Annotated in this window: 19 protein-coding genes and 2 pseudogenes; 10 read left to right on the forward strand and 11 right to left on the reverse strand. The window is 69.3% G+C overall.

The features are described from left to right. Nucleotides 1–12 precede the first annotated feature (12 nt). The 6 genes from Vqi01_RS11930 to Vqi01_RS11955 all read right to left on the reverse strand — a co-directional run bounded on the left by Vqi01_RS11930 (nucleotide 13) and on the right by Vqi01_RS11955 (nucleotide 7,337). Nucleotides 13–1,083, reverse strand: a complete 1,071-nt coding sequence (locus tag Vqi01_RS11930) for a LacI family DNA-binding transcriptional regulator (protein ID WP_204034812.1) — start codon at nucleotides 1,081–1,083, stop codon at nucleotides 13–15. Nucleotides 1,084–1,304: 221 nt separating this feature from the next. Then, nucleotides 1,305–2,114: a metal-dependent hydrolase gene (locus Vqi01_RS11935; RefSeq protein WP_204034813.1), complete on the reverse strand. Its 810-nt coding sequence runs from the start codon at nucleotides 2,112–2,114 to the stop codon at nucleotides 1,305–1,307. A gap of 303 nt (nucleotides 2,115–2,417) precedes the next feature. Further along, nucleotides 2,418–3,002 carry a DUF1707 SHOCT-like domain-containing protein gene (locus Vqi01_RS11940; RefSeq protein WP_204034814.1) on the reverse strand — a complete coding sequence of 195 codons (585 nt, stop codon included), beginning with the start codon at nucleotides 3,000–3,002 and terminating at the stop codon, nucleotides 2,418–2,420. 99 nt (nucleotides 3,003–3,101) lie between these two features. After that, entirely contained in the window at nucleotides 3,102–3,689 is a 588-nt protein-coding gene (locus Vqi01_RS11945; protein ID WP_204034815.1) for a fascin domain-containing protein, read from the reverse strand. A gap of 252 nt (nucleotides 3,690–3,941) precedes the next feature. Beyond that, nucleotides 3,942–5,264, reverse strand: a complete 1,323-nt coding sequence (locus Vqi01_RS11950; protein WP_204034816.1) for a glycosyltransferase family 4 protein — start codon at nucleotides 5,262–5,264, stop codon at nucleotides 3,942–3,944. 138 nt (nucleotides 5,265–5,402) lie between these two features. Next, nucleotides 5,403–7,337, reverse strand: coding sequence for an amylo-alpha-1,6-glucosidase (locus Vqi01_RS11955; protein WP_204034817.1), 1,935 nt, complete (start codon nucleotides 7,335–7,337; stop codon nucleotides 5,403–5,405). A gap of 42 nt (nucleotides 7,338–7,379) precedes the next feature. Here Vqi01_RS11955 and Vqi01_RS11960 point away from each other — a divergent pair, with 42 nt between their 5' ends. Both Vqi01_RS11960 and Vqi01_RS11965 read left to right on the forward strand, forming a co-directional pair. Then, a complete protein-coding gene (locus tag Vqi01_RS11960) occupies nucleotides 7,380–10,076 on the forward strand; it encodes an MGH1-like glycoside hydrolase domain-containing protein (protein WP_204034818.1) in 2,697 nt (898 codons plus the stop codon). Between the two features lie 194 nt (nucleotides 10,077–10,270). Next, nucleotides 10,271–10,876, forward strand: a complete 606-nt coding sequence (locus Vqi01_RS11965) for a TetR/AcrR family transcriptional regulator (protein ID WP_239098339.1) — start codon at nucleotides 10,271–10,273, stop codon at nucleotides 10,874–10,876. Between the two features lie 603 nt (nucleotides 10,877–11,479). Here the strand turns inward: Vqi01_RS11965 and Vqi01_RS11970 are convergent. Further along, nucleotides 11,480–11,757, reverse strand: a pseudogene (locus Vqi01_RS11970) (IS5/IS1182 family transposase); the annotation flags it as partial. 133 nt (nucleotides 11,758–11,890) lie between these two features. Here Vqi01_RS11970 and Vqi01_RS11975 point away from each other — a divergent pair. The 5 genes from Vqi01_RS11975 (at nucleotide 11,891) to Vqi01_RS31285 (ending at nucleotide 17,082) form a co-directional block, all read left to right on the forward strand. Beyond that, complete coding sequence (locus Vqi01_RS11975; RefSeq protein WP_204034820.1) at nucleotides 11,891–15,043, forward strand: DNRLRE domain-containing protein; 3,153 nt, start codon at nucleotides 11,891–11,893, stop codon at nucleotides 15,041–15,043. Further along, nucleotides 15,022–15,957 (forward strand): hypothetical protein, encoded by a 936-nt coding sequence (locus tag Vqi01_RS11980; protein ID WP_204034821.1) that lies wholly within the window; start codon nucleotides 15,022–15,024, stop codon nucleotides 15,955–15,957. Before Vqi01_RS11975 ends, Vqi01_RS11980 begins: the two co-directional genes overlap by 22 nt. After that, nucleotides 15,932–16,174 (forward strand): hypothetical protein, encoded by a 243-nt coding sequence (locus Vqi01_RS11985; RefSeq protein WP_204034822.1) that lies wholly within the window; start codon nucleotides 15,932–15,934, stop codon nucleotides 16,172–16,174. The genes Vqi01_RS11980 and Vqi01_RS11985 overlap by 26 nt, the downstream gene beginning before the upstream one ends. Beyond that, nucleotides 16,171–16,380 (forward strand): hypothetical protein, encoded by a 210-nt coding sequence (locus Vqi01_RS11990; protein WP_204034863.1) that lies wholly within the window; start codon nucleotides 16,171–16,173, stop codon nucleotides 16,378–16,380. The genes Vqi01_RS11985 and Vqi01_RS11990 overlap by 4 nt, the downstream gene beginning before the upstream one ends. Before the next feature lie 579 nt (nucleotides 16,381–16,959). After that, on the forward strand, nucleotides 16,960–17,082 hold the full coding sequence (locus Vqi01_RS31285) for a hypothetical protein (protein ID WP_275408784.1): 123 nt from the start codon (nucleotides 16,960–16,962) through the stop codon (nucleotides 17,080–17,082). Here Vqi01_RS31285 and lepB read toward each other — a convergent pair. Continuing rightward, nucleotides 17,072–17,563, reverse strand: a complete 492-nt coding sequence (gene lepB / locus Vqi01_RS11995; protein WP_204034823.1) for a signal peptidase I — start codon at nucleotides 17,561–17,563, stop codon at nucleotides 17,072–17,074. The two genes, Vqi01_RS31285 and lepB, sit on opposite strands and share 11 nt — an antisense overlap. Before the next feature lie 305 nt (nucleotides 17,564–17,868). On the opposite strand from lepB, the gene Vqi01_RS12000 reads away from it, so the two are divergent. Together Vqi01_RS12000 and Vqi01_RS12005 are read left to right on the forward strand one after the other, a co-directional pair. Next, nucleotides 17,869–18,387 (forward strand): AfsR/SARP family transcriptional regulator, encoded by a 519-nt coding sequence (locus Vqi01_RS12000; RefSeq protein WP_204034824.1) that lies wholly within the window; start codon nucleotides 17,869–17,871, stop codon nucleotides 18,385–18,387. Next, nucleotides 18,377–18,616: a hypothetical protein gene (locus tag Vqi01_RS12005; protein WP_204034825.1), complete on the forward strand. Its 240-nt coding sequence runs from the start codon at nucleotides 18,377–18,379 to the stop codon at nucleotides 18,614–18,616. Before Vqi01_RS12000 ends, Vqi01_RS12005 begins: the two co-directional genes overlap by 11 nt. A 12-nt stretch (nucleotides 18,617–18,628) precedes the next feature. On the opposite strand, the gene Vqi01_RS12010 is transcribed toward Vqi01_RS12005, so the two are convergent. Beyond that, nucleotides 18,629–18,898, reverse strand: a complete 270-nt coding sequence (locus Vqi01_RS12010) for a hypothetical protein (RefSeq protein ID WP_204034826.1) — start codon at nucleotides 18,896–18,898, stop codon at nucleotides 18,629–18,631. Between the two features lie 47 nt (nucleotides 18,899–18,945). After that, nucleotides 18,946–19,377 (reverse strand): RusA family crossover junction endodeoxyribonuclease, encoded by a 432-nt coding sequence (locus tag Vqi01_RS12015; RefSeq protein ID WP_204034857.1) that lies wholly within the window; start codon nucleotides 19,375–19,377, stop codon nucleotides 18,946–18,948. A gap of 207 nt (nucleotides 19,378–19,584) precedes the next feature. Here Vqi01_RS12015 and Vqi01_RS12020 point away from each other — a divergent pair. After that, a pseudogene (locus Vqi01_RS12020) lies at nucleotides 19,585–19,815 on the forward strand (TetR/AcrR family transcriptional regulator); the annotation flags it as partial. Here Vqi01_RS12020 and Vqi01_RS12025 read toward each other — a convergent pair. Next, nucleotides 19,786–20,856 (reverse strand): GNAT family N-acetyltransferase, encoded by a 1,071-nt coding sequence (locus Vqi01_RS12025; RefSeq protein WP_204034827.1) that lies wholly within the window; start codon nucleotides 20,854–20,856, stop codon nucleotides 19,786–19,788. The pseudogene Vqi01_RS12020 and the gene Vqi01_RS12025 overlap by 30 nt on opposite strands. Between the last annotated feature and the right edge of the window lie 21 nt (nucleotides 20,857–20,877).

Genomic DNA, 20,877 nt, shown 5'->3' on the forward strand with positions numbered 1-20,877 from the left:
AGCCGGTACTCCTTACGCCCGTCGCCGCGTGGCAGCGCGGCGACGGGCGGCTTCGGTGGGCTTGCCTTCCGTACGCGGTGGACCGCTGGATCCACGGACCTCCAGCGCGCACGGCATCAGTTGCTGGTTGATCTGGCCGTCGCCGGCGTCGACGTGCCGTAGCAGCGTCTCGATGGCGATCCGGCCCACCGCCGAGCCGGGCGAGCTCATCGCGGTCAGCGCCGGCGTGGCCAGCTCGGCGACCTGGGGCGAGGTGACCATCGAGACGACCGAGACGTCGTCGGGAACGCTCCGGCCACGGGTGGCCAACTCGCCGAGCAGACCGAAGACGGCGCTCTCGTTCATCGCCAGGATCGCGGTCAGATCGGGCGCCCGGCGCAGGGCGGTGGCCAGCGCCGCCCGGCCACCGGCCGCGCTGTCCTCGGCGGGGATCATCAGCGGCTCCAGCCCGTGCCCGGTCATCGCGGCGGTGAACGCGTCCCGGGTGCGCAGGGCCGGACCGTACCCCTCGGCGAGGGTGTCGGCGGAGTGGTTGACGTAGACGATCCGGCGGTGGCCGAGGTCGACCAGGTGGCCGACGGCCGCCCGGACGGTCTGGTCGAAGTCGATGTCCACGTACGACAGGCCGTCTGTGTCGGCGGTGCGACCGATCAGCACCAGCGGCACGCCGAGTTCCCGCAGCACGTCCACCCGCGGATCGTGCAGCTGCACCTCCATCAGCAACGCGCCGTCGAGCATCCGTTGGCTGGCCAGCCGGCGCAGCTCGTCGAGGTCGCCGACGCCGATCGGGGAGAGCATCAGGTGGTAGCCGGCGGCGCTGGCGGCGGCCGCCGCGCCGGTGACGAAGGCGGTTTCGGTGGCACCGAGGCCCCGCTCGTCCATGGGCAGCAGCAACCCGAGGATCCGGCTACGCCGGCTGGCCAGCCCACGTGCCATGGCGTTCGGCTGATAGTCCAGCTCCGCCATGGCGGCGAGGACCTTGGCCCGGGTGGCCTGGGAGATCGGACGGGCACCAGTGAGCGCGTACGACACGGTGCTGACCGAGACCCGGGCGAGGCGGGCGACGTCCTGCATGGTGGCCATCGGCACCTCCCTCACCGCGGCTCAGTCGAAGCGTTTCGACTAACCGCTTCGACTGGGAAGGTAGGCCACGTATCACACCCACGTCAACACCCCCACCCCCGCTACTCCCCGCCGATCTTGCACTTTCGGTCGCCGTAATGCCGCCCTTGCGCCCTTTTGTCCCGACCAAAAGTGCATGATCGACGAGGCGAGCGGGTGGGGCGTGCGGGAGGGGGTGGGGGTTAGAGGGTGAGGTCTAGTTTTTGGAGTAGGGAGGGGGCGACGAGGCCGATGGCGGCCAGCACTGAGACGACGGTGAGCGCGGAGCGGACGAAGACGACCTCGGTCCGCCCGCCGGCCCGCAGCGCGATCTTGTCGGGCAGGCTGATCGGCGTCCACATCCGGCGTTTGATCGGAATCGGCCAGAGAATCGGTACGCCAGCCCGGGTGATCATGTCGCCGATGATGTGCACGAAGCAGCCCACCCCGACCGCCAGACCGATCATCGGATAGCCGCGATCGCCGGGAAGGTTGGCGGCGGTGAAGACAGCCGCGCCGGCCGAGACCAGCGTGACGATGAGCCAGCCCGCGCGCTCGGCCCACTTGTCGAACAGACCGCGCAGGGCCAAGCCGATCATGAAGAACAGGATGCCTATCACCGCCCACTTGCCGTACCGGGCACACAGGCTGGTGGTGCCCCAGCCCACCAGCACGGTGAACGGGATGGTGTGGGTCAGCGTCCGATGCCCGTTGTTGCGCTTCGGGTCGCGGCTGAGCTTGGTGGCGTAGTAGACACCCAGCGAAATCTTCTCCACCACTTCGGCGATGAACAGCGAGAAGACGCCGAAGGTGCGGGCCACGGTCGCGCCGCCCCGGTTGCGGGTCACCTTGCCGGACAGGTCGAGGTCGGGCAGCAGCGCCCCACCGGCGCAGACGGCGGTGCCGACAGCCAGCGCCAGCGGCGACTGCTCGTAGTCGTAGAAGTGCTGTAGCGCCCAGGACCCGCTCAGCCACACCGCCGCGCCGGACAGCGCGTGCGACGGTCCCATCATCTCGGCTCGCCCTCCCCAGGGATCTTGAGCGCCAAACTACGTCACTGTAGTTCGTCGCGGGTCGCAGGGGACCCCCGGGATCATCCACAACGGACGGAGCCGGGGCGCGGTCGGCGGACCGGGCCGATCAGCAGGAAGTATGTCAGCGCGAGGCCGTCGTGTTGGCTGCTCTGTCGGCCATGGGACGCGACTGAAGCTGTCGGTGCCGCGCGGTACGCTCCACCGGGTCGGCTCCCCGATCCCCGACCGGTGGAAGGCGCGGAGCAGCCCGTCGAACGTGTCGGGCTGCGCTGACCCGGCTCGTCACCACCAACGCTTACGCGGCGGGCGGACGGTCACATCGCCGAAGACGGCGCGGCAGCGCACCTCGATGACCGGGGCACCGGGGGCGACCGTGCCGCTCAGCTTGGATTTCTTGCTGCCGAAGATCGCGCTGCCGGTGAGCCGGACGTCCGTGCCCTCGGGCACCACGATCGTGACGTTGCCGAAAATCGCGTCCGCGTCGACCGTGATCGTCTGCCGGGGCATCCGGGTCTCGTGCAGTTCGATCCGGCAGTCGCCGAAGATCGCGCGGGCCTCGATGTGTTCCGGCGCCGGCCAGGCCCCCTTGCGTACCTCGTTGCCGAAGACGGCCAGGAGTTTCTCCGACGCCGGGGCCAGCGCGGCGGCCGGGCGTGCGGGTGACCGGCCGGGCGCGTCCGGCAGGTCCGTGGTCAGCCGGGCCAGTTCGCCGCGGGTCTGCGCGGCGTGCGCAGCGCCCGCCCGTTCGGTGTACTCGTCGAGGGTGAGCCGGCCCTCGGCGGTGGCCTTGCCTAGTAGCTCGACGACCTCCTCCCGCTCCCGGTCGGAGACGCGTAGCCGGTCGTCGTCGTGCCGTTCCCGTTCCATGGAGTTGAGGGTAACGGCGTCCCGCGCGGCGGGTCGATCGTGGCCGATTCGAACTGAGAATGGGCCGACCCGTAGGGCCGGCCCATTCTGCACAGGACGTTACAGCGGCGGCAGATACGGAATGCTGAACTTCTCCCAGTCGCTGACAGTGCTGGCGCGGGCCTGGAGCGGAGCGTCGGTCTGACTGACTCTCGCGGTCACATAGCGGCCATTGGCCACCGACTGGATGTAGTGGTAGCCCGCAGGGTGACGCCGAATAATGAACTTCTCCCAGTCGCTGACCACATCCGAACGGGCCTGTAGAGGCGCATCGGTTTGGCTGAGCCTCGCGCTGACAAACTTGCCGTTGCTAGGTGACCGAATCGCGTAGTAGCCGGATCCGGCGTTGTAGAACTGGAACTCTTCCCAACTGCCCTCGGTGTTGGCGCGGGCCTGAAGTGGCGAGTCGGTCTGGCTGTGCCTGGCCGAGACGAACTTGTTGGCGCCATACGAGATGATCGCCGAGACTGACGCCACCGACACCTGATCGGTGCCGACGGAATCGATGTCCTTGGCCGTCCTCGCTGCGGCGGGTGCCGGTGCGAGGAGGAGCATGGTCAGCGCGAGGAGGCCAGCAAAGGCCCTGCGAATGGCGCGAAAATGGGGCCTGGTGGTGCGCGGTTGGCCGACCGGCCTGGCGTTAGCCATATGTCTCCCCGAATTTGGCTGGATAGATCCCGGAATGTCGCCGGAAATGCGACTGACTCGGCCTGGAACATGCGTGCGGCGAGGGATTACCGCAAGCATGACCCAGAAACGCGGCAGCGAGCCGACGGGCTCCCTCCGACCTTCCTCGTTGCCCCGTTTCAACGAGTCGCCATCATCCTGCCCAGAGACCTCTGGGCGCGCAAGATGATTTAAATCTGGCGGCGTGAACGGTAACGCCCGGCCCGGCTACCGTCAGCAGGCGGCGATGGCGAGGAGGTTGCCGTCGGGGATGGTGATGGGTGCGCGGGTGGCCGGGATGCCGGTGGCGCGGCACAGGTGGGTCGGGGCGTGTTCGCGGCAGGCGGTGGCGTACGTCTCGGCGGTGCGGGCGGCGACGGTGGCCCAGCCGTACCGCCGGCCGACCATGGAACGAGCCTGGCGGGCGACCCGACGGGCGAAGACCTCGTCGCCGAGGAGCTGGTCGACCGCGCCAGCCAGAGCGGGCGGGTCGCTGTGCGGGAAGGTGACGCCGGTGACCCCGGGCTCGACGATCTCGGCCAGGCCGCCGGTGCGCGCCACCGCCAGCGGCGCCCCGGCCGCCGCCGCCTCCAGAGCCACCATGCCGAAGGGCTCGTAGAGGCTCGGTACGACGGTCGCGTCGGTGGCGCCGAGCACCGCCGGGAGCTGGGTGTCGTCGAGGAACCCGGCGAAGCGTACGGTGCCGCCGAGGCCGAGCTGCTGGCTCCGTTCCTCCAACTCGCCCCGGTAGGGGCCGTCGCCGGCGATCAGCACCCGCAGCCCGGGGTGCCGGTCGCGCAGCTGCGGCACCGCGTCGACCAGGTGCTGCACGCCCTTCTCGTAGACCAGCCGGCCGGCGTACCCGATCAGCGGCCCGTTCCCGGCGAACCGGGCGCGGGCCGAGGCGACGGCGCGCGGGCGGGCCCGCCACGCCCGGTCGTCGACGCCGTTGGGCACCACCTCGATCCGGCCGGTGGGTACGTCGAACAGCGTGGCGACCTGCTCGCGCATGTAGCCGGAGCAGGCGATCAGCCGGGTCGATGCGTTGCTCAGCCAGTGCTCGACGCCGTGGATGGTGCGGTTCATCTCCTCGGGCAGCCACCCCTGGTGCCGGCCGGCCTCGGTGGCGTGCATGGTGGTCACCAGCGGCAGCCGCAGGTGCTCGGCCAGCGTGATCGCGGTGTGCGCGACCAGCCAGTCGTGGGCGTGGATGACGTCGTGATCCCCGGTGTCGGCGGCGCGCAGGGCGGCGCGGGTCAGGGTGTGGTTGAACGCCATCGTCCAGGCCAGCAGCGAGCCGGTGGCCAGGGGGAAGGTGACCGGGTCCTCGGCGGCGCGCACGACGCGTACACCGTCGACGTGCTCCTCCAGCGGCGCGCCCTCGGCGTGCCGGGTGACCACGGTGACCTGATGGCCGGCGGCGGCCAGGGCCACGGAGAGGGCGTGCACGTGTCGGCCCAGACCGCCGACGATGACAGGCGGATACTCCCAGGACAGCATCAGCACCCGCTGCGAGCGTGCGGGGTTGATGTCGATCACGTCGGCGTTCGGTGACATACGCGCCCCCTTTGAGTTGTCTCCGCGCGCCCGCCAACGGCCCCGACGGGCGGCGTTCGTGTCGCGGCTGGATTGACACCAATCCTCGTCGCACCTGGTCAACCAGCGGAGACGTACCCGTTGCGGGGGTGTAAAGCGCTATCGGCGGGCGCGTAGCAGCTCCGCCACGGACCATGCCTGGAACGGGCAGCCGGTGGCGGTGTGCGGGGCGAGACCGTCGGCGGTCTCGCTGACCGAGCCGAGGCCGTACTCGGTCAGGTGCGCCTCCAGTCCGGCGAACAGCTCGTCGACCGGCAGTCCGGCCCGGCGACTGGCGTCGGCGTACGGGCCGATCAGCCATGGCCAGACGGTGCCCTGGTGGTAGGCGCTGTCCCGCTCGGCCGGCCCGCCCCGGTGCCGGCCGGTGAAGCCGGGGCAGTCGGGGGAGAGGCTGCGCGGGCCGAGCGGGGTGAGCAGCCCGGCGCCGACGCGGCCCAGGACCGCCGGGTCCGGCTCCAGCGGCGCGTTCGGCAGCGACCAGGCCAACAGCTGGTTGGGTCGCAGCAGGTCGTCGTCGTGGAAGGCCGCGCCACCCAGGGGGTACGCGGGAGCGGGGGCGTCGATCACGTCGTGCAACCAGCCGGACGGGGTGGGGAAGCGGTCCCGGAACGTGCTGGTCGCCCGCTCGTGCAGCCGGTGCAGCGTGTCGGCGTCCCGCCCGGTGTGTTCGGTCAGCTCGGCGACCCCGGCCAGGCCGTTGATCCACAGGGCGTTGACCTCGACCGGCTTGCCGTGCCGTGGGGTGACCGGTACCCCGTACACCCGGGCGTCCATCCAGGTCAGCGCGGCGCCCGGAGCGCCCTGGGTGAGCAGACCGTCGGCCGGGTCGACGCCGATGCCGTACCGGGTGCCGGCCAGGTGGGCGTCGACCACCGCGCGCAGCGCCGGCAGCAGCTCGTCGCCGAGGTCGGTGTCGCCGGTGACGGTGACGTGCCGGCTGACCGCGTGCAGGAACCACAGGGTGCCGTCCACGGTGTTGTACTCCACCCGACCGGTGTCGGCGGTGTTGGCCAGCATCCCCTCCGACAGCGTCGCCGCGTACGAGCGCAGCAGCTCGCGACCGAGATCGGCGTTCCCGGTACGCAGGAACAGCCCCTCGTAGGAGATCATCGTGTCCCGGGACCAGGCGCCGAACCACGGGTAGCCGGCGACCACGTCCACCGGGCTGTCGTTGGTGCGCACGATGAACGCGTCGGCGGCCAGCGTCAGGGTGGCCTCGACGTCGTCGGCGGGCTTCGCCGACGCCACCACCTCCCGGTTGCGTCGCCGCGCCGCCGCGACCACCTCGGTGGCCGGTGGAGGCGCCGCGGCGGGGTCCTGCGCCCAGGCCAGCACCGACACGGTGTCGCCGGGGCGGCGCAGGGTGTCCCGGAACTGGCCCGCGTACCACAGGTCATCCTCCGGTTGCAGGCCGCGCGCCGCCTCCTCGCGGTGGTACGCCCCGCGCCACCAGTGGCCCTGCGGTGTCCAGCCCGGCCCGGAAAGCCGGTACGCCCCCTCGATCACCGCGCCGCCGTCGACCGGGTCCATCCGCAGCGGCGGCCCGTCGGCCCGGCGCTCGCCGTGGGCGTCGCGCCAGGTGCCGGCGGCGGCCAGTTCCAGCTCGACCGGACCGCCGCTGACCAGCCGATGCACCACCGCCACGCAGGATCGTCCGTGCAGCATGGCCAGTTCCCGCTCGATCACCACATCGCCGATGCGCCACCGCCACCGGGGCAGCCCGTCGGTCAGGTCGAAGCGCTCCAGCAGTTCGAAGCCGCGCGGGTCGACGTCGCCGGAGGCCCACTCGTGGGCGCCGAGGCGTACCCGGGCCCCGGAGGGCAGCAGCACCGCCGGGTCGAGACTCGCCAGTCCCAGCTTGCGGGAGGCCGGGGTTTCTCCCGGCACCACCAGCAGCCCGTGGTAGCGGCGGGTGCGCAGCCCGCCGACGGTGCCCATGGCATAGCCGCTGAGGCCGTCGGGGACCATCCACTCCCGGCCGACGGCGCTGGTCAGCTCGCCGCAGACCTGGGAACCGAAGCAAATCTCGATCAACTTTCCTCCACCGGCCGCGGGGTGTGACAGGGCACGACGACAATGGCCGCTGTGGTGAAGTACCCCGGCGGCGTCGAAGATGGTCAGGTGATCACTGACGGTACGCCTTCCGCACCCGACGCCGAGCGAATCCGGCTCGCCGAGGCCGATGCCGGCGAGCAGGACTGGCGCGCGTGGGGCCCCTATCTGTCCGAGCGGGCATGGGGGACGGTGCGGGAGGACTACAGCGAGCACGGCACGGCGTGGGACTACTTCCCCCACGATCACGCGCGGTCCCGAGCCTACCGCTGGTCCGAGGACGGCATGGCGGGCATCTGCGACGACCGGCAGACGTTCTGTTTCGCCCTCGCGCTGTGGAACGGGCGTGATCCGATCATCAAGGAGCGGATGTTCGGCCTGGGTGGCGACGGCGGCAACCACGGCGAGGACGTCAAGGAGTACTGGTGGTACGAGGACTCCACGCCCACCCACTCGTGGATGCGCTGGCGCTACCACTACCCGCAGGCCGCCTTCCCCTACGACGAGCTGGTCGCGGTCAACGGGCTGCGCGGCCGGGACGACACCGAGTACGAGCTGGTCGACACCGGCATCTTCGACGACGACCGGTACTGGGCGGTGACCGTCGACTACGCCAAGGCCACCCCGACGGATCTCTGCATCGTGGTGACCGTGGCCAACCGGGGAGACCGGGCCGACCGGCTGCACGTGCTGCCGCACCTGTGGTTCCGCAACACCTGGGCGTGGGGGCTGCCCGGTGGCGACCGGGTGCCGCGGATCGTCGGCGCGGGGCGTCGGCTGGTCGGCGAGCACTGGGTGCTGGGGCAGATCACTCTCGACGGCGACGGTGAGCCGACGCCGCTGCTCTGCGACAACGACACCAACGCCGAGCGGTTGTGGGGGCTGCCCAGCCGTACGCCGTACCCGAAGGACGGCATCAACGACCACGTGGTCACCGGGGCGGCCACGGTGAACCCGGAACTGAGCGGCACGAAGGGCGCGCTGCACTACGTGTTGGACGTGCCGGCCGGCGAGCAGCGGCAGATCCGGCTGCGGCTGACCCGTACCGCCCCGCCGCCCGGTGCCGGCGATCCGCCGCCGGCCGATCTGGGCGCCGGCTTCGACGCGGTGGTGTGGGCCCGGCGTGCCGAGGCGAACCGGTTCTTCGAGACGGTGATCCCGGCCAAGGCCAGCGCCGACGAGGCCTTGATCGCCCGGCAGGCCATCGCCGGGCTGATGTGGGGCAAGCAGTTCTACCACTTCGACGTCAAGCGGTGGTTGGAGGGCGATCCGGGATCGACCCCGCCGGCCGGGCGCCGGCACGGGCGCAACAGCGCCTGGTGGCACATGACCAACTTCGACGTGATCTCCATGCCGGATCCGTGGGAGTACCCGTGGTACGCCGCCTGGGACCTGGCCTTCCATTGCGTGAGCATCGCTCGGGTCGACCCCGGTTTCGCCAAGGCGCAACTGCTGCTTCTGCTGCGCGAGTGGTACCTGCACCCCAACGGGCAGATCCCCGCGTACGAGTGGGCGTTCGGTGACGTCAACCCGCCGGTGCACGCCTGGGCCGCGCTGAAGGTGTTTGAGATCGACGGCAGCCGGGACCACGACTTCCTGGCCCGGATGATGCACAAGCTGCTGATGAACTTCACCTGGTGGGTGAACCGCAAGGACACCGGCGGCAACAACGTCTTCGAGGGCGGGTTCCTCGGGCTGGACAACGTCGGCCCGTTCGACCGGTCGGCGGCGCTGCCGGTGGCCGGGGTGCTGGAGCAGTCCGACGGCACCGGCTGGATGGCGATGTACGCGCTCAACCTGCTCGACATCGCCATCGTGCTGGCCGAACACGACCGCACCTGGGTGGACACCGCGACGAAGTTCTTCGAACATTTCGCCTACATCGCCGCGGCCGCCTATGAGCAGGGCCTGTGGGACGACGAGGACGCCTTCTTCTACGACGTGTTGCGGCTGGCCGACGGCACGAAGGTGCCGCTGAAGGTGCGCTCGGTGGTCGGGCTGCTGCCGCTGGCCGCGGTGACCCGGCTGCCCGCGCGTACCCTGCACCGGCTGCCCGAGCTGGGTGCCCGACTGCGCTGGTTCCTGATCAACCGTCCCGAGTACGCCTCGGTGATCGGTGCCCGGCGGCTCGGACCGGACGGCCGCCAGCAGCGGCTGCTGTCCATGTGCGGGCCGGAGCAGGTGGTGCGCCTGCTGGCCCGGATGCTGGACACCGACGAGTTCCTCTCCGAGTACGGCCTGCGGACGCTGTCCCGTGCGCACCTGGACAAGCCGTTCGCGGTGACCCTCGGCGGGCAGGAGTTCTGCGTCGGCTACGAGCCGGCCGAGTCGACCAGCGGCCTGTTCGGCGGCAACTCCAACTGGCGCGGTCCGATCTGGATGCCGACGAACTTCCTGCTGATCAGCGCGTTGCGCGACTACGCGGCGTTCTTCGGCGACGACCTCCGGGTGGAGTACCCGACCCGGTCGGGGGTGAAGAAGACTCTCGACGAGATCGCCGACGACCTCTCGGCCCGGTTGATCGCGCTGTTCACCCGGGACGGCTGGGGGCGACGGCCGATCTACGGGGCGGCGCAGTTGTTCCAGACCCACCCGGACTGGCGCGACCTGATCGCGTTCCCGGAGTACTTCCACGGCGACAACGGCGCCGGCCTCGGCGCCTGGCACCAGACCGGCTGGAGCGCCCTGGTCGCCGACCTCATCCTCACCCTGCGCCGCTGACCGCCCGACCGAGCGGCACGTGGGGGCCTCAACCCCGGTCGGGAGTCGCCATTTCGTCGAAGTGGCGGCATCAACTTCGGTCGGATACCGCCGTTCCGGCGGAACGGAGTCGATCAGGGCTCGTCCAGGCGCGATGAGTCGTCAATCCGTCGCCAGAGAGTCACTCTGAGTTGCCTGTCGCTAGCATCGGCTTCGTGTTGGGCGCAGACGACCCGGACACCGAGCGGGATGGGGCTGATCCGGGCACCGAGCGGGATGGAGATGGCATCGTCGTCGCCGCCCGAGAGTTGGCCGAGGCCGAGGGCTTGACGGCCGTGACCCCCCGCCGGCTGGCCGAATGCGCCGACATCGACCTCGGCACCCTCTACGAGCGCTTCGCCGACCGGGATGCGGTGGTCGCTGCGGTCGCGGTGCGCGGCTTCGCCGACTTGGCCGCCGCGCTCACCGCAGCCCGTACGGCGGTCACCCGGCCCTCAGAGGTGTGGCCGGCGGTGCTGACGGCCTACCTGGACTTCGCGTACGCCAACCCGGAGATGTACGACGCCATGTTCGCGTACACCCCGGACCTGACCCTCGGTGCCGAGCAGGTCCCCGAGACGGTGGCGGCGGCCTTCGGCGAGCTGCGTGCGGCGCTCGCCCCGTTGGCCGCCAGCCGGGACCCGGACACCCTGACCGAGTTGGGCTGGAGCCTGCTGCACGGCCTGGTCATGCTCACCCGAGGCGGCCGCCTCCGCCCCGAGGCCCAGGACCAACGCGACCACCTTCTCGCCACCCACCTCTTCACCCCTCCCGCCGGGTAGAGACGGCACAGCGACCCGGTGTGGTTACGTCAGTGAGTTTCCGCTGCCGCGCTCCACGGTGGTGTACCGGTCGGGCTGGCCGCACCGGCCGGCGACGCCTGCTATCCGATGATCGCCTACCTCGGACTGCTCGACTAGGCGGCCCGCAGTGAACTGCTGGTCGACGCGGTCGCGACCCTACCCTCGATCGTGATCAGCGTCGGTGGTCGGCGCGGTGTTACAGCAGGCTGCCGCTTTTGTATCCTGCTGGTAATCGCCCGGGGCGACAATCGTCAGCCCGCCGGGACGGGCCCTAGCCTCGTGTTCGGCGCCGCGGTTCGCCGGGGTGGGCTGCGGCGTCGGAGTTCGGTGTGTGGGGCACCGTGGAGCTGAGTGCGAGGCGGGCCGGCACCGTGCTGGGGCTGGTCGACACGCCGCGCCAGCGCTTGGCCTGGCCCGCCGCCCACGCCGGACCCGGGTCAGGGCCGGCACCTGCGGGCCCGGTCCTGACCCCTCATTCGTGGCAGCCTTCTCAACCGGCCACATCGCGGTGCCCTCCGGGTCCGCCCGACCGCACGGGTGATGAGCCTGGACTACTGGAACGGGTCGGGGCGGCGCACGGAAAATCTGGTCAACCGGCCGTCGGCGCACCGGTGCGAGGACCAGCAGCGGGCCGAGGGTATCGATGACCCGGTGCGCGGCGCAGTGCGACACCCCGAACAGCGGGCCGATCTGGCAGGGGCCACTGCCGGCCCGGTCGGCTGTCGGCGATGGCGCCACCGAACGCTCGGCGACCAGGCGGACCAGCTTGCGGAACTGGGCGGGCCCGTGAACGGAGAGACCGACTCTGGGCGGGCTGCGGTGATCACCTGTACCCAGGCATCTTGACCGGCCGTCCTCAGCAGACGGATGCCGACGTTACGAGAGATCCCTTAATGTCGATCTCCCGATATATCGACGATAGGGGTCGGTGTATCGCCAGCCATTAGCTTCCACTCGTCGCGTCAATCCGCGAACGGAGAGTGACGGGTGAAGATGAGGCTGAGGAGACCGCTGATCGTGGTCCTGTCGGTCGCGCTGGTAGCCACCCTGGGCGGGACGCAGCTCGTGGGGGAGTCGAGACCGGGCAGCGCGGCGAGTGCCGGACCGGATAGCACGGCGGGGGCGGGTGACGAACCGGGCCTGTTGGAACGGGTCGGGGGCGCCGCGCGGAACCTGGTCAACGGCGGGCCGCGCCCGGCGAAGCCGGAGGTGATCAGTGCTGGCCTGGCAGTCAACGAGAAGCCGCCGCCGACAAAGGCGTGGCCGCCCCAGAAGCGAATCAAGGAACTGACCGCCGAGCGGACCGCGAACAGCCGTGTCTACCAGCTCTCGGACGGGCGGACCCAAGCGGAGATCTCCGTCGTGCCGCTGCACTACAAGGACGCGAAGGGGCGTTACCAGCCCATCGACACCGCGGTCCGTGCGACCAGCGAGAAGGGCTACGTCCAGGGCAACCGGACCAACAACTTCACCAGCCTCTTTGGCGGCAAGTCGAAGGAACTGGTCCGCTTCGAGCGCGACGGGCACAGCATCGAACTCGGCCTGGTCGGCGCTGCCAAGGATGTCAAGCCCGAGGTACGGGGTTCCACGGTCACCTACCGGGGCCTGGCCGGTGGTGCCGATGTCGTCTACGACGTCACCGCCACCGCGCTCAAGGAAGAGATCGTCCTACGGGAGGCTCCGAAGGGGCCGGTGTCGTACACGTTCACGCTGGACACCGACGGCCTGACCGTGCAGCAGCGCAAGGACGGCTCCATCGCGTTCGTGCGTCCCGACGGCGGTGATCCCCTCTTCGTGATGCCGCCGCCGTTCATGTACGACGCCAATGACGACGCATCCTCGCCCGTCGGCAAGGTGTGGAGCGACAAGGTCACCCAGCGAGTGGCAGAGACGTACGGCCAGACCACGGTCACGGTTTCCGCTGACGCGAACTGGCTTGCCGATCCTGCCCGGGTCTACCCGGTGGTCATCGACCCGACCATCAAGATCCAGCCGGTCCCGACCGACGGCAAGGACGTGCAGATCTACTCGGGTAACCCCACGTACCGGTATGGGCAGGACGCAACGCAGTGGCCACTGAGGGTCGGTACCGATTCGGGCATCTGGCGTTCCCTGGTGCAGTTCGACACCAGGTCCATTCCGCAGCACACCACGATCGATGACGCCCGGCTCGAGTTGTACTACGACCAGACCCACGAGTCATGGGACTACGACGTGGCCATCGAGGCGCGCAAGGTGAATGCCTCCTGGGACGAGGGGACCGCCACGTGGCAGACCATGAAGGACGCCATGGCGGCCCAACCGTCCGGCAATACGGTCACGATCGACAACCGTACCGGCGGCCAGACCTCGGCCACGGGGGACTGGCCGTACTCCGGCAACGCGACGTTGACACCCCTCGCCGTCGGCGGTGACTACCGATACAACAACGATGCCATGGCCGGCAACACCCACACCTGGGTGCCCACGCTCACCGAGGCGGGCGACTACCAGGTCGAGGCGCACTTCGTGTCGCACACCGACGATCGCTCCGACAAGGCGCCCTACACCGTCCACTACAAGGGCGGCAGCGAGACCCACCTGATCGACCAGACGAGCCCCTCGGGCAAGGGCCAGTGGAAGACCCTCGGGGTGCATCCGTTCGATGCGGGCACCACCGGCAGGGTCGTGCTCGGCGACGTGGTGGGTAAGTCGGTCATCGCGGACGCGGTGCGCTTCACCCGTTGGGGTGTCGCCACGAAGAAGCAGGCGGTGTCCAGCGACTGGCTGTCGTTCCCCGTGCGCAACACGGTCCAGGAGTGGGTGAACGCCCCCACCACCAACAACGGCTTCATGCTCAAGGCGGTCGACGAGAGCAAGCTCAACCGTGGCGGCCCGATCTTCGAGGCGTCCGAGTACGCCTACATGAACGATCGGCGGGACTACAACCTGCCCAAGCTCGTCGTCACCTACGGACGGCCCGGCGTGGCCGTGCATCCGCCGACCACGGTCACCTCGACCGGCGCGGTGCTGACCTGGCCGGAGTATCAGGATCCGTCGGCCGGTACGAGCGACGACGCGGTCGAGTACCAGGTGCACCGCAGCGTGTACCAGAACTTCACGCCGTCGGCCGCGACGATGGTCGCGCCCGTCTCCACCGAGACGTTCACCTACCAGGACACCACCGCTGTCCCGACGGCAGCGGACAACACCGACCCGATGGCCCGGAAGTTCTACTACTACATGGTCGCCGTCAAGACCCGTGACGGGCAGGTCATTGCCGGTCCGACCCAGCCGGCGATGCTGCCGAAAGCCGGACAGATCACCAAGATCCTCCGAAGAGGAGCGACGGCCGCCGACGTGATCGACACAACCATCGCCTCGCTGAGGCCGAACCAGAACATCAACTATTTCGAGGGCGACCCGTATCTCGCGGTGGGCAACAACTCCACCATCTACGGTGACACGCGGGGTCTGATCAAGTTCGCGGATCTCTCCGGCATTCCGACCAACGCCCAGGTTGTCGAGGCCGAGTTGCGGCTCTGGACGGCCTACAACTACGGCCCCAACTCGCCAAGCAGCGGCATGATCGATGTCCACAAGCTGCGGCAGAACTTCACCGAAACCACCGCAACCTGGAACCACGCCTCCGCCGGAGTCGCATGGACGGCGGGCGGCAACTACGAGGCGAGTCCGCTGGCGGGCTTCGACGACTTCACCAACGACCCCGAGTGGGAGCGGTGGGACCTCACCGCAGCCGCAGCCGGCTGGGTGGCCGACCCGGACACGAACCACGGCCTGCTGCTCAAGTTCAAGGACGAAGCGGCCGACAACCAGCGCGTCATGATGCTCAACTCGGAGGCACCAGAGCCGTTGCTGCGACCGACGCTTGAGGTCACCTACCTTGAGCAGACTGCGGAGTCGACCTACTACGCCGCCTCGACCCCGCACGTGCTCACGCCCGACGAGACGTACACCGTGCCGGTCACCCTGTCGAACCCGTCGCTTTCCGAGTGGAAAACGACCGACTGGGAGTTGTCGTACGACTGGAAGCGGCTGGACGAGTCCGGCAACCCGATGGATGCCACCGACGAGAGTTTCGAGCTGCGCAGCCCACTACCGAACAACCGGCACCGGGCGACACCGTGGACATCAACGCCCAGGTGAAGACCCCGCCGCCGTCCGTCGACGGCAACATGCGTACCGAATACGTGCTCAACTGGGACCTGCGCAACAAGCACGACGGCCGGAAGCTGTCGGAGAGCGGCCCGATCGAGGCGCTGTCGCAGAAGATTACGGTTGCGGAGCCGACCTCCGACCAACTCGGCTTGGAGAAGTTCTACGCGTACGCGGGCAAGAACACCGGCGCCGGCGGCACCGTGATGAACAACCTGTACGCCGGCAACACCGTCTGGTCGTACAACGCGTTCACCAACCCGTCGCGGGGCCTTTCGACTTTTGTCCGGCTGACGTACAACTCCCTGGACACCAGCGACACCGTTGCCGGCTTCGGTTGGTCGCTGCAGGCGTCGTCGTTGATGCGCCTGGGCACCCCGCTGGACTTCCACCCCAAACCCAACCCAACGAAGATCACCCTCACCGACGGAGACGGCACCAGCCACTGGTTCACCTGGGACGCCACCGCTGGCGAGTGGAAGGCCCCCAAGGGCGTGCACCTCCACCTGCAGAAGCACCGCCCGGTCGACTGCAAGCCGAACACGCAGGAGCCGCGGGCCTGGGTGCTCACCCGCCCGGACCGCACGCAGTTCTACTACGACTGCGAGGGATTTCTGTCCAGCGTGGTGGACAAGAACGGCAACGAAATGCGCTTCACCTACGAGGAGCGCAAGTCCAGCAACAAGCCGACGAAGTTCCTGAGGTACCTGACTGACGCGATCGGCCGGGAGACCCTGACCATCGAGTACTACGTCAAGGGCCAGGACTACGACTACATCGACGACGAAAACTGGACACGGACATCCGCCCGACCCGCGGTGGCAGTGGAGGACAAAGTCCTACACCGACCGACTCGATCACCTGACCCAGTTCGCCTACGTGGACCCGGACGGGCCGCAGGGTAAGGACATCCACAGCACGGTCACAGACGCCGAGAACCGCGCGACCGTCTACCTGATGGACGGGTACGGCCGTGCCCGCCAGACCACCAACGCCAAGAACCAGACGATGACCCTGACCTGGGACGACCAACACAACGTCACCCAGTTGCAGGAGGACAACGGCGCTGTCTCAAGCTGGAAGTACGACGCCAAAACCGGCTACCCAACCGGTGGCCGGTGATCTCTCGTAGGGAGTCCGGTGAGCCGTTGCACCGGTTCGACATGTCGACGGCGGAGTTTGTCTACCGGATGATCGCGGACCCGGAGTTCGAGCCCTTTACGATGGCCAATCCGCCGCGGCGGGCCTTCTACCTGCCCTACTGGGCACCGTTCCCGCCGACCGATGAGGAGTGGGAGGTCCTCACCGACCCGAACCGGGAGAGCTGAACCATTGACCGCCAGCGCCATACGCTGATGTGCGAGGGCCCGCTTCGATACGGGTGAAGGACGAAGTTGCCCCCGGGCTGGGATGGAACTGCTGAGGTTCGCATCGTCTCGGCTCGGGGCACCTTCTGGGTGGCTGATCAGTTGCCTTTGACGCTGGTGGTTTCGGCGAGCCGGTCGGTGTCGAATAGCTGGTTTTGTCCTCGTCGTGGAGCCCTCTTGGAGACCGATTCCGTCGCAAGAACCCGTCTACAAATGGCTCCACGTCCTTACCCCACACTGTCTGCCACGGACGCTGCGCCCGTGTCATCCCGAACCGCCCCCACTACTGCACCGTGTTCTACCCGAGCGCGGTGAACCCGATCGGCAAGCGTATCGATCGCCATCTGATGCGCTGGGCAAAGTGGAAGTACAAGCGGCTCAAACGCAGCGACGAACGGGAACGGGCCTGGTTATGAGGCGTCTGGCAACGGTCGCCCGACCTGTTCGCGCACTGGGCGCTGCGGTACACGACCTGACAACCTGACCGGCACGAGCCGGAGAAGCCGAGAGGCTTACGTCCGGATCTGTGGGGGACGGCGGGTGAGATTCCCGCCGTCTGCCCGGCAATGGATCGCGGAGCGCGACCGCATCGACGACTACCTGCGCATCGAGTCCACGGGACCGGCCGAGCACCTTCGGCGGGTCTGCCTGCTCAGAGCGTGACGATGCCGATCACATTTTCCGCTGGCACCGTTCCGTTTTCCGACGAGTCATTGGCCACGCCTCGGTGGTCGCCGAGGAGGTAGAGCTCGCCGGTCGGCACCGTAATTGGCTGGAACTCCGTCGGCCGGCCGTCCAGTTGGACGTAGGGCTCGTCCTGCGCGGCGCCGTTACGGATGATCCGGCCCTCAGCGTCGCAGCAGGCGATAGTGTCGCCGGGGATTGCTACCACTCGTAGGACCCGTGGCTGTCCATCGGGATTCCAGCCGTAGCTGTCGGGTGGATCGAATACGACGATGTCGCCCGTGCGTGGCTGGTATTCGCCCGGCTCAATTATCTTGGCGGTGACCGTCGAGCCTTCCGTGATCGTCGGCTCCATCGTAGGAGAGTCGACCTGGTAGCGCTTGTTTGGGGCGTCATCGCCGAGCGACGCGCAGGCGGTCAGGGAGAGCGCGAGTCCGACCAGGACAGCAATCTTCCGCACGTCCAGATTATGCCAGCTTGAACCCGGCAAATCCAAGGCCGTGCGTGGGCTGCTGGGACGGTCCGGCCACTGATTGTGGCGGCGAACCGAATCCGGTGAGCAGACCAACCCTCCGGACCCGTTTACAGGGAGCGCTTTCCGGGCCAGCCTTGTTACGGTGACACGCCGTCGCGCTGAGTTGATTCTTACCACTTTTTGGCGGATGTCGGCACGTCTTGTTCCCTTATGCGGCCGGCGTCTAGCGTGAGCGGCGAAGAGTTTACGGGGGCAACAACATGCAGGTGGATATGCGTCTGCTCGGGACCGTGGAGCTTCACGTCCAAGGCCGGGACGCCACACCGGGCGCGGCGAAGCGACGAGCCGTCCTCACCGCCCTGGCGTTGGGTGCCAACCGTCCGGTGTCGCTGGACCGGCTCTGCGAGGTTGCCTGGGCCGGTGCGCCCCCGGCATCGGCGGTGGCCAACCTCCGATCGCACGCCATGGGCCTGCGGAAGTCGCTCGGTGGCCGGCTGATGGCCCGTTCAAACGCCTACGAGTTGCGCCTCGCGACAGGGGAGCTGGACGTCAACAGGTTCCACCGGCTGGCGAGCGAGGGCCGCGGGGATCTTGCCGCCGGCGATCCCGCGTCCGCCATCGGCAAGCTGCTCACTGCGCTCAGCCTCTGGCGGGGCCGGCTGGCGAGGGTCTTCCGTCGGGCACTGTCCTGGACAGCCACTGAGCCGCTGACATACGGGGACCTGTCGGTACGGTCGAGCCTGGCCGCCGGGGCCGCCGGTCCGCTCCGCCGACGGGGTGGCCGGTTGCCTCCTCGAGTTGCTCGGTGAGTCACCCGACGCCGCGGCCGTGCCGGACGGGATGGCGGTGCGGCTCGGTGTCCCCGCCGGTCGGGTGTGGCGTGCCTTGGAGGAGTTGGCCGACGCGTACCTGCTGCACCAGGATGAGTCGGGCCGGTACTGGCTGCCCGCGCTGGTCCGCGACTACGCAGCCGAGCTGGCGGCGATGCGGTCGGCAGCCCCGGAGGCTGGATGGCGGGCCGATTCAGTCGCGGCCTGAACGCCGGCTGGCTCAGGTGGTCTCGCCTCGCACGATGGCGACGGCGACCCGGCAGAACTCGTCCATGTCGGGTTCGAAGCCGGCGGCGATGTCGGGATGCAGGCCGCCTCGCGTTTCGTCGAGCAGCCGCTGACACACCTGCTCCACCGGCTCGCCGGCGTAGCTGTCCCGGACCCGGTCGGCGGCCGCCTGGAGGGCGGAGGTCAGCTGCTCCTCCAGGGCCCCACGCAGCTTCTCCTGCACCGGATCGCGCGGCTCCAGCGTGACATGTGGCTCCGACATCGGCGCTCCCTTCGTCGGCGGCTGCCGTACCCCGGCCCCACCGCCCGTCAAACCGCCTCCGGTACGGCGGCGACACGTACCTGATACGAGAACTCCTCGGCCGGTTCCTCGACGTACGACAGCCGGCGGATCTGTTTGTCGTCGTCGTAGACGGCGACGTCGACCAGGACGCCGAGGTGGGCCAGGCCGATGTTGGCGATCCGCTTCTTGTCCTGCAGCACCGCGCAGACCCCGCCCAGCAGGGTGCTGGCGTCGGAGGTGCGGCGCCCCGGCGGGCAGCGCAGGGTCACCTCCACCTCGATCGGCCCGGACAGTGGGGTCCAGCCGGTTTGCTGCGCCGCCTCGCAGGCGGCCCGGAGCAGGGCGCGTACTCTCGTCGCCTGCCGGTGCCCGGCGGCGAAGATGGACAATGCTTCGGTCTTGACCGGCGGCAGTCCCTCCACCTCGAACGTCAGGGCGAGAGCGCGGGTGTCCTGCACCACGACGACACCTCCTCATTGGGACGATCCTGCCCAACCGGTGAGCCGGTGCGGGGCTGTTCCCGCGAGAACCAACCGATCGGGCGGATCGGGGTCGGCCGGTGGCGTATCGACGGCGACGGCGTATGCGCTGGTGGCGATAGACGCTAGTCGACCAGCACCCCCGCCCCGTACCGGGCCTGCGGCTGGGACATCGCCGGCCAGCGCGCGAGCGACCCGGAGCCGTCGGCGCCCCTGCCACCGGAGGTCGCGGCCCGGTTCCCGCACGTCGCGGCGATCGCCACGGCGGCCTCGCACGACGACGCGTCGGTGGTGGAGCAGGGCTGCGACGACCAGTTCGAGTTCGAGTTCGCACTGGACCTGCTGCTGGACGGCATCGAACGACTGCGACAGCAGGGCTGGACGTCGTCAGGCCGGGATCAGGTCCTTGGCGAGTGAGATCGTTCCGTCCGGGCCGTCGGCGGGCACTGTCCGGTAGCCCTCGCGCTGATAGAAGTCGATGTTGTGCTGGCTCTTGGCTCCGGTGAACAGCAGCACGCGGCGAGAATCCTGGCCCGCGGCGAGTTCGCCGGTGCGCAGCAGCCACCGCCCCAGCCCTCGGCCGCGCAGGTCGGGCACGACCGCGAGCCGGCCCAGATGCAGGTCGGTCCCGACGAGGCGGGTCCGCACCATGCCCAACAGGCGGCCGTCGAGCCAGAGGCCGCTGGTCTGCCAATCCGCGAGCCACTCGCGGACTTCCTCCGGCGATTCGTGCAGCGGCGGTATGTCCAGGCTGTCGTTGGCCACGGCCTCCTCCACCCAGCAGCAGCGCTGCAACACGGTGACCTCGGGCGCGTCGTGTGGAGTCAGTCGCCGCAGGTAGGAGCCGGGCAAGGGGCCGGGGAGGGTTCCGGCCTGCGCGCGTACGCGCATCGGACGCAGGCAGTGCGCGACCCGGACCAGTTCGTCCAGCAGGGCGACGGCCGCCGCGTCGCGGGTGGCGTCCGGCCGCAGCCGCCCCTGCTGCACCGAGTCACCGATGCGGATCGCGACCGTGGCACCCAACGGGACCAGGCGTAGCGTGGTCACCACCTGCTTGGCGTGCTGAACGGATCGGGTGCCGGCCGAGGTGTTGCCGTAGCTGACGAAGCCGATCGGCTTCCACGCCCACTCGGCGCTGAGGTAGTCCAGCGCGTTCTTCAGCGTCGCCGGCATCCCGTAGTTGTATTCCGGCGTGACCGCGATGAACCCGTCCGCCGCCTCGACCATCGCGCTCCACCGCCGGGTGTGCTCGTGCCGGTAGACGCCCGACGACGGATGCTCCTCCTCGTCGAGGAAGGGCAGGTTCAGCTCGCCGAGGGGCACCGTCACGACCTCGACGCCCAGCTCCGCGGCGTGGGCGTCGACCGCGTCGACCACCCACCGGGCCACGGCGGGGCCGAGGGCGCCCGGGCGGGTGCTGCACGACAGGACAAGGACGCGGAGCGGTTTCGTTGACATGGAAACGAAGGCTAGGTGCTA

The sequence above is a fragment of the Micromonospora qiuiae genome, assembly GCF_016863555.1.
GTDB lineage: Bacteria > Actinomycetota > Actinomycetes > Mycobacteriales > Micromonosporaceae > Micromonospora > Micromonospora qiuiae.

Coding starts and splice junctions, on each gene's coding strand:
- Vqi01_RS11930 (WP_204034812.1), bottom strand. CDS start 1,083: ATGGCCACCATGCAGGACGTCGCCCGCCTCGCCCGGGTCTCGGTCAGC.
- Vqi01_RS11935 (WP_204034813.1), bottom strand. CDS start 2,114: ATGATGGGACCGTCGCACGCGCTGTCCGGCGCGGCGGTGTGGCTGAGC.
- Vqi01_RS11940 (WP_204034814.1), bottom strand. CDS start 3,002: ATGGAACGGGAACGGCACGACGACGACCGGCTACGCGTCTCCGACCGG.
- Vqi01_RS11945 (WP_204034815.1), bottom strand. CDS start 3,689: ATGGCTAACGCCAGGCCGGTCGGCCAACCGCGCACCACCAGGCCCCAT.
- Vqi01_RS11950 (WP_204034816.1), bottom strand. CDS start 5,264: ATGTCACCGAACGCCGACGTGATCGACATCAACCCCGCACGCTCGCAG.
- Vqi01_RS11960 (WP_204034818.1), top strand. CDS start 7,380: ATGGCCGCTGTGGTGAAGTACCCCGGCGGCGTCGAAGATGGTCAGGTG.
- Vqi01_RS11975 (WP_204034820.1), top strand. CDS start 11,891: ATGAGGCTGAGGAGACCGCTGATCGTGGTCCTGTCGGTCGCGCTGGTA.
- Vqi01_RS12010 (WP_204034826.1), bottom strand. CDS start 18,898: ATGTCGGAGCCACATGTCACGCTGGAGCCGCGCGATCCGGTGCAGGAG.
- Vqi01_RS12025 (WP_204034827.1), bottom strand. CDS start 20,856: ATGTCAACGAAACCGCTCCGCGTCCTTGTCCTGTCGTGCAGCACCCGC.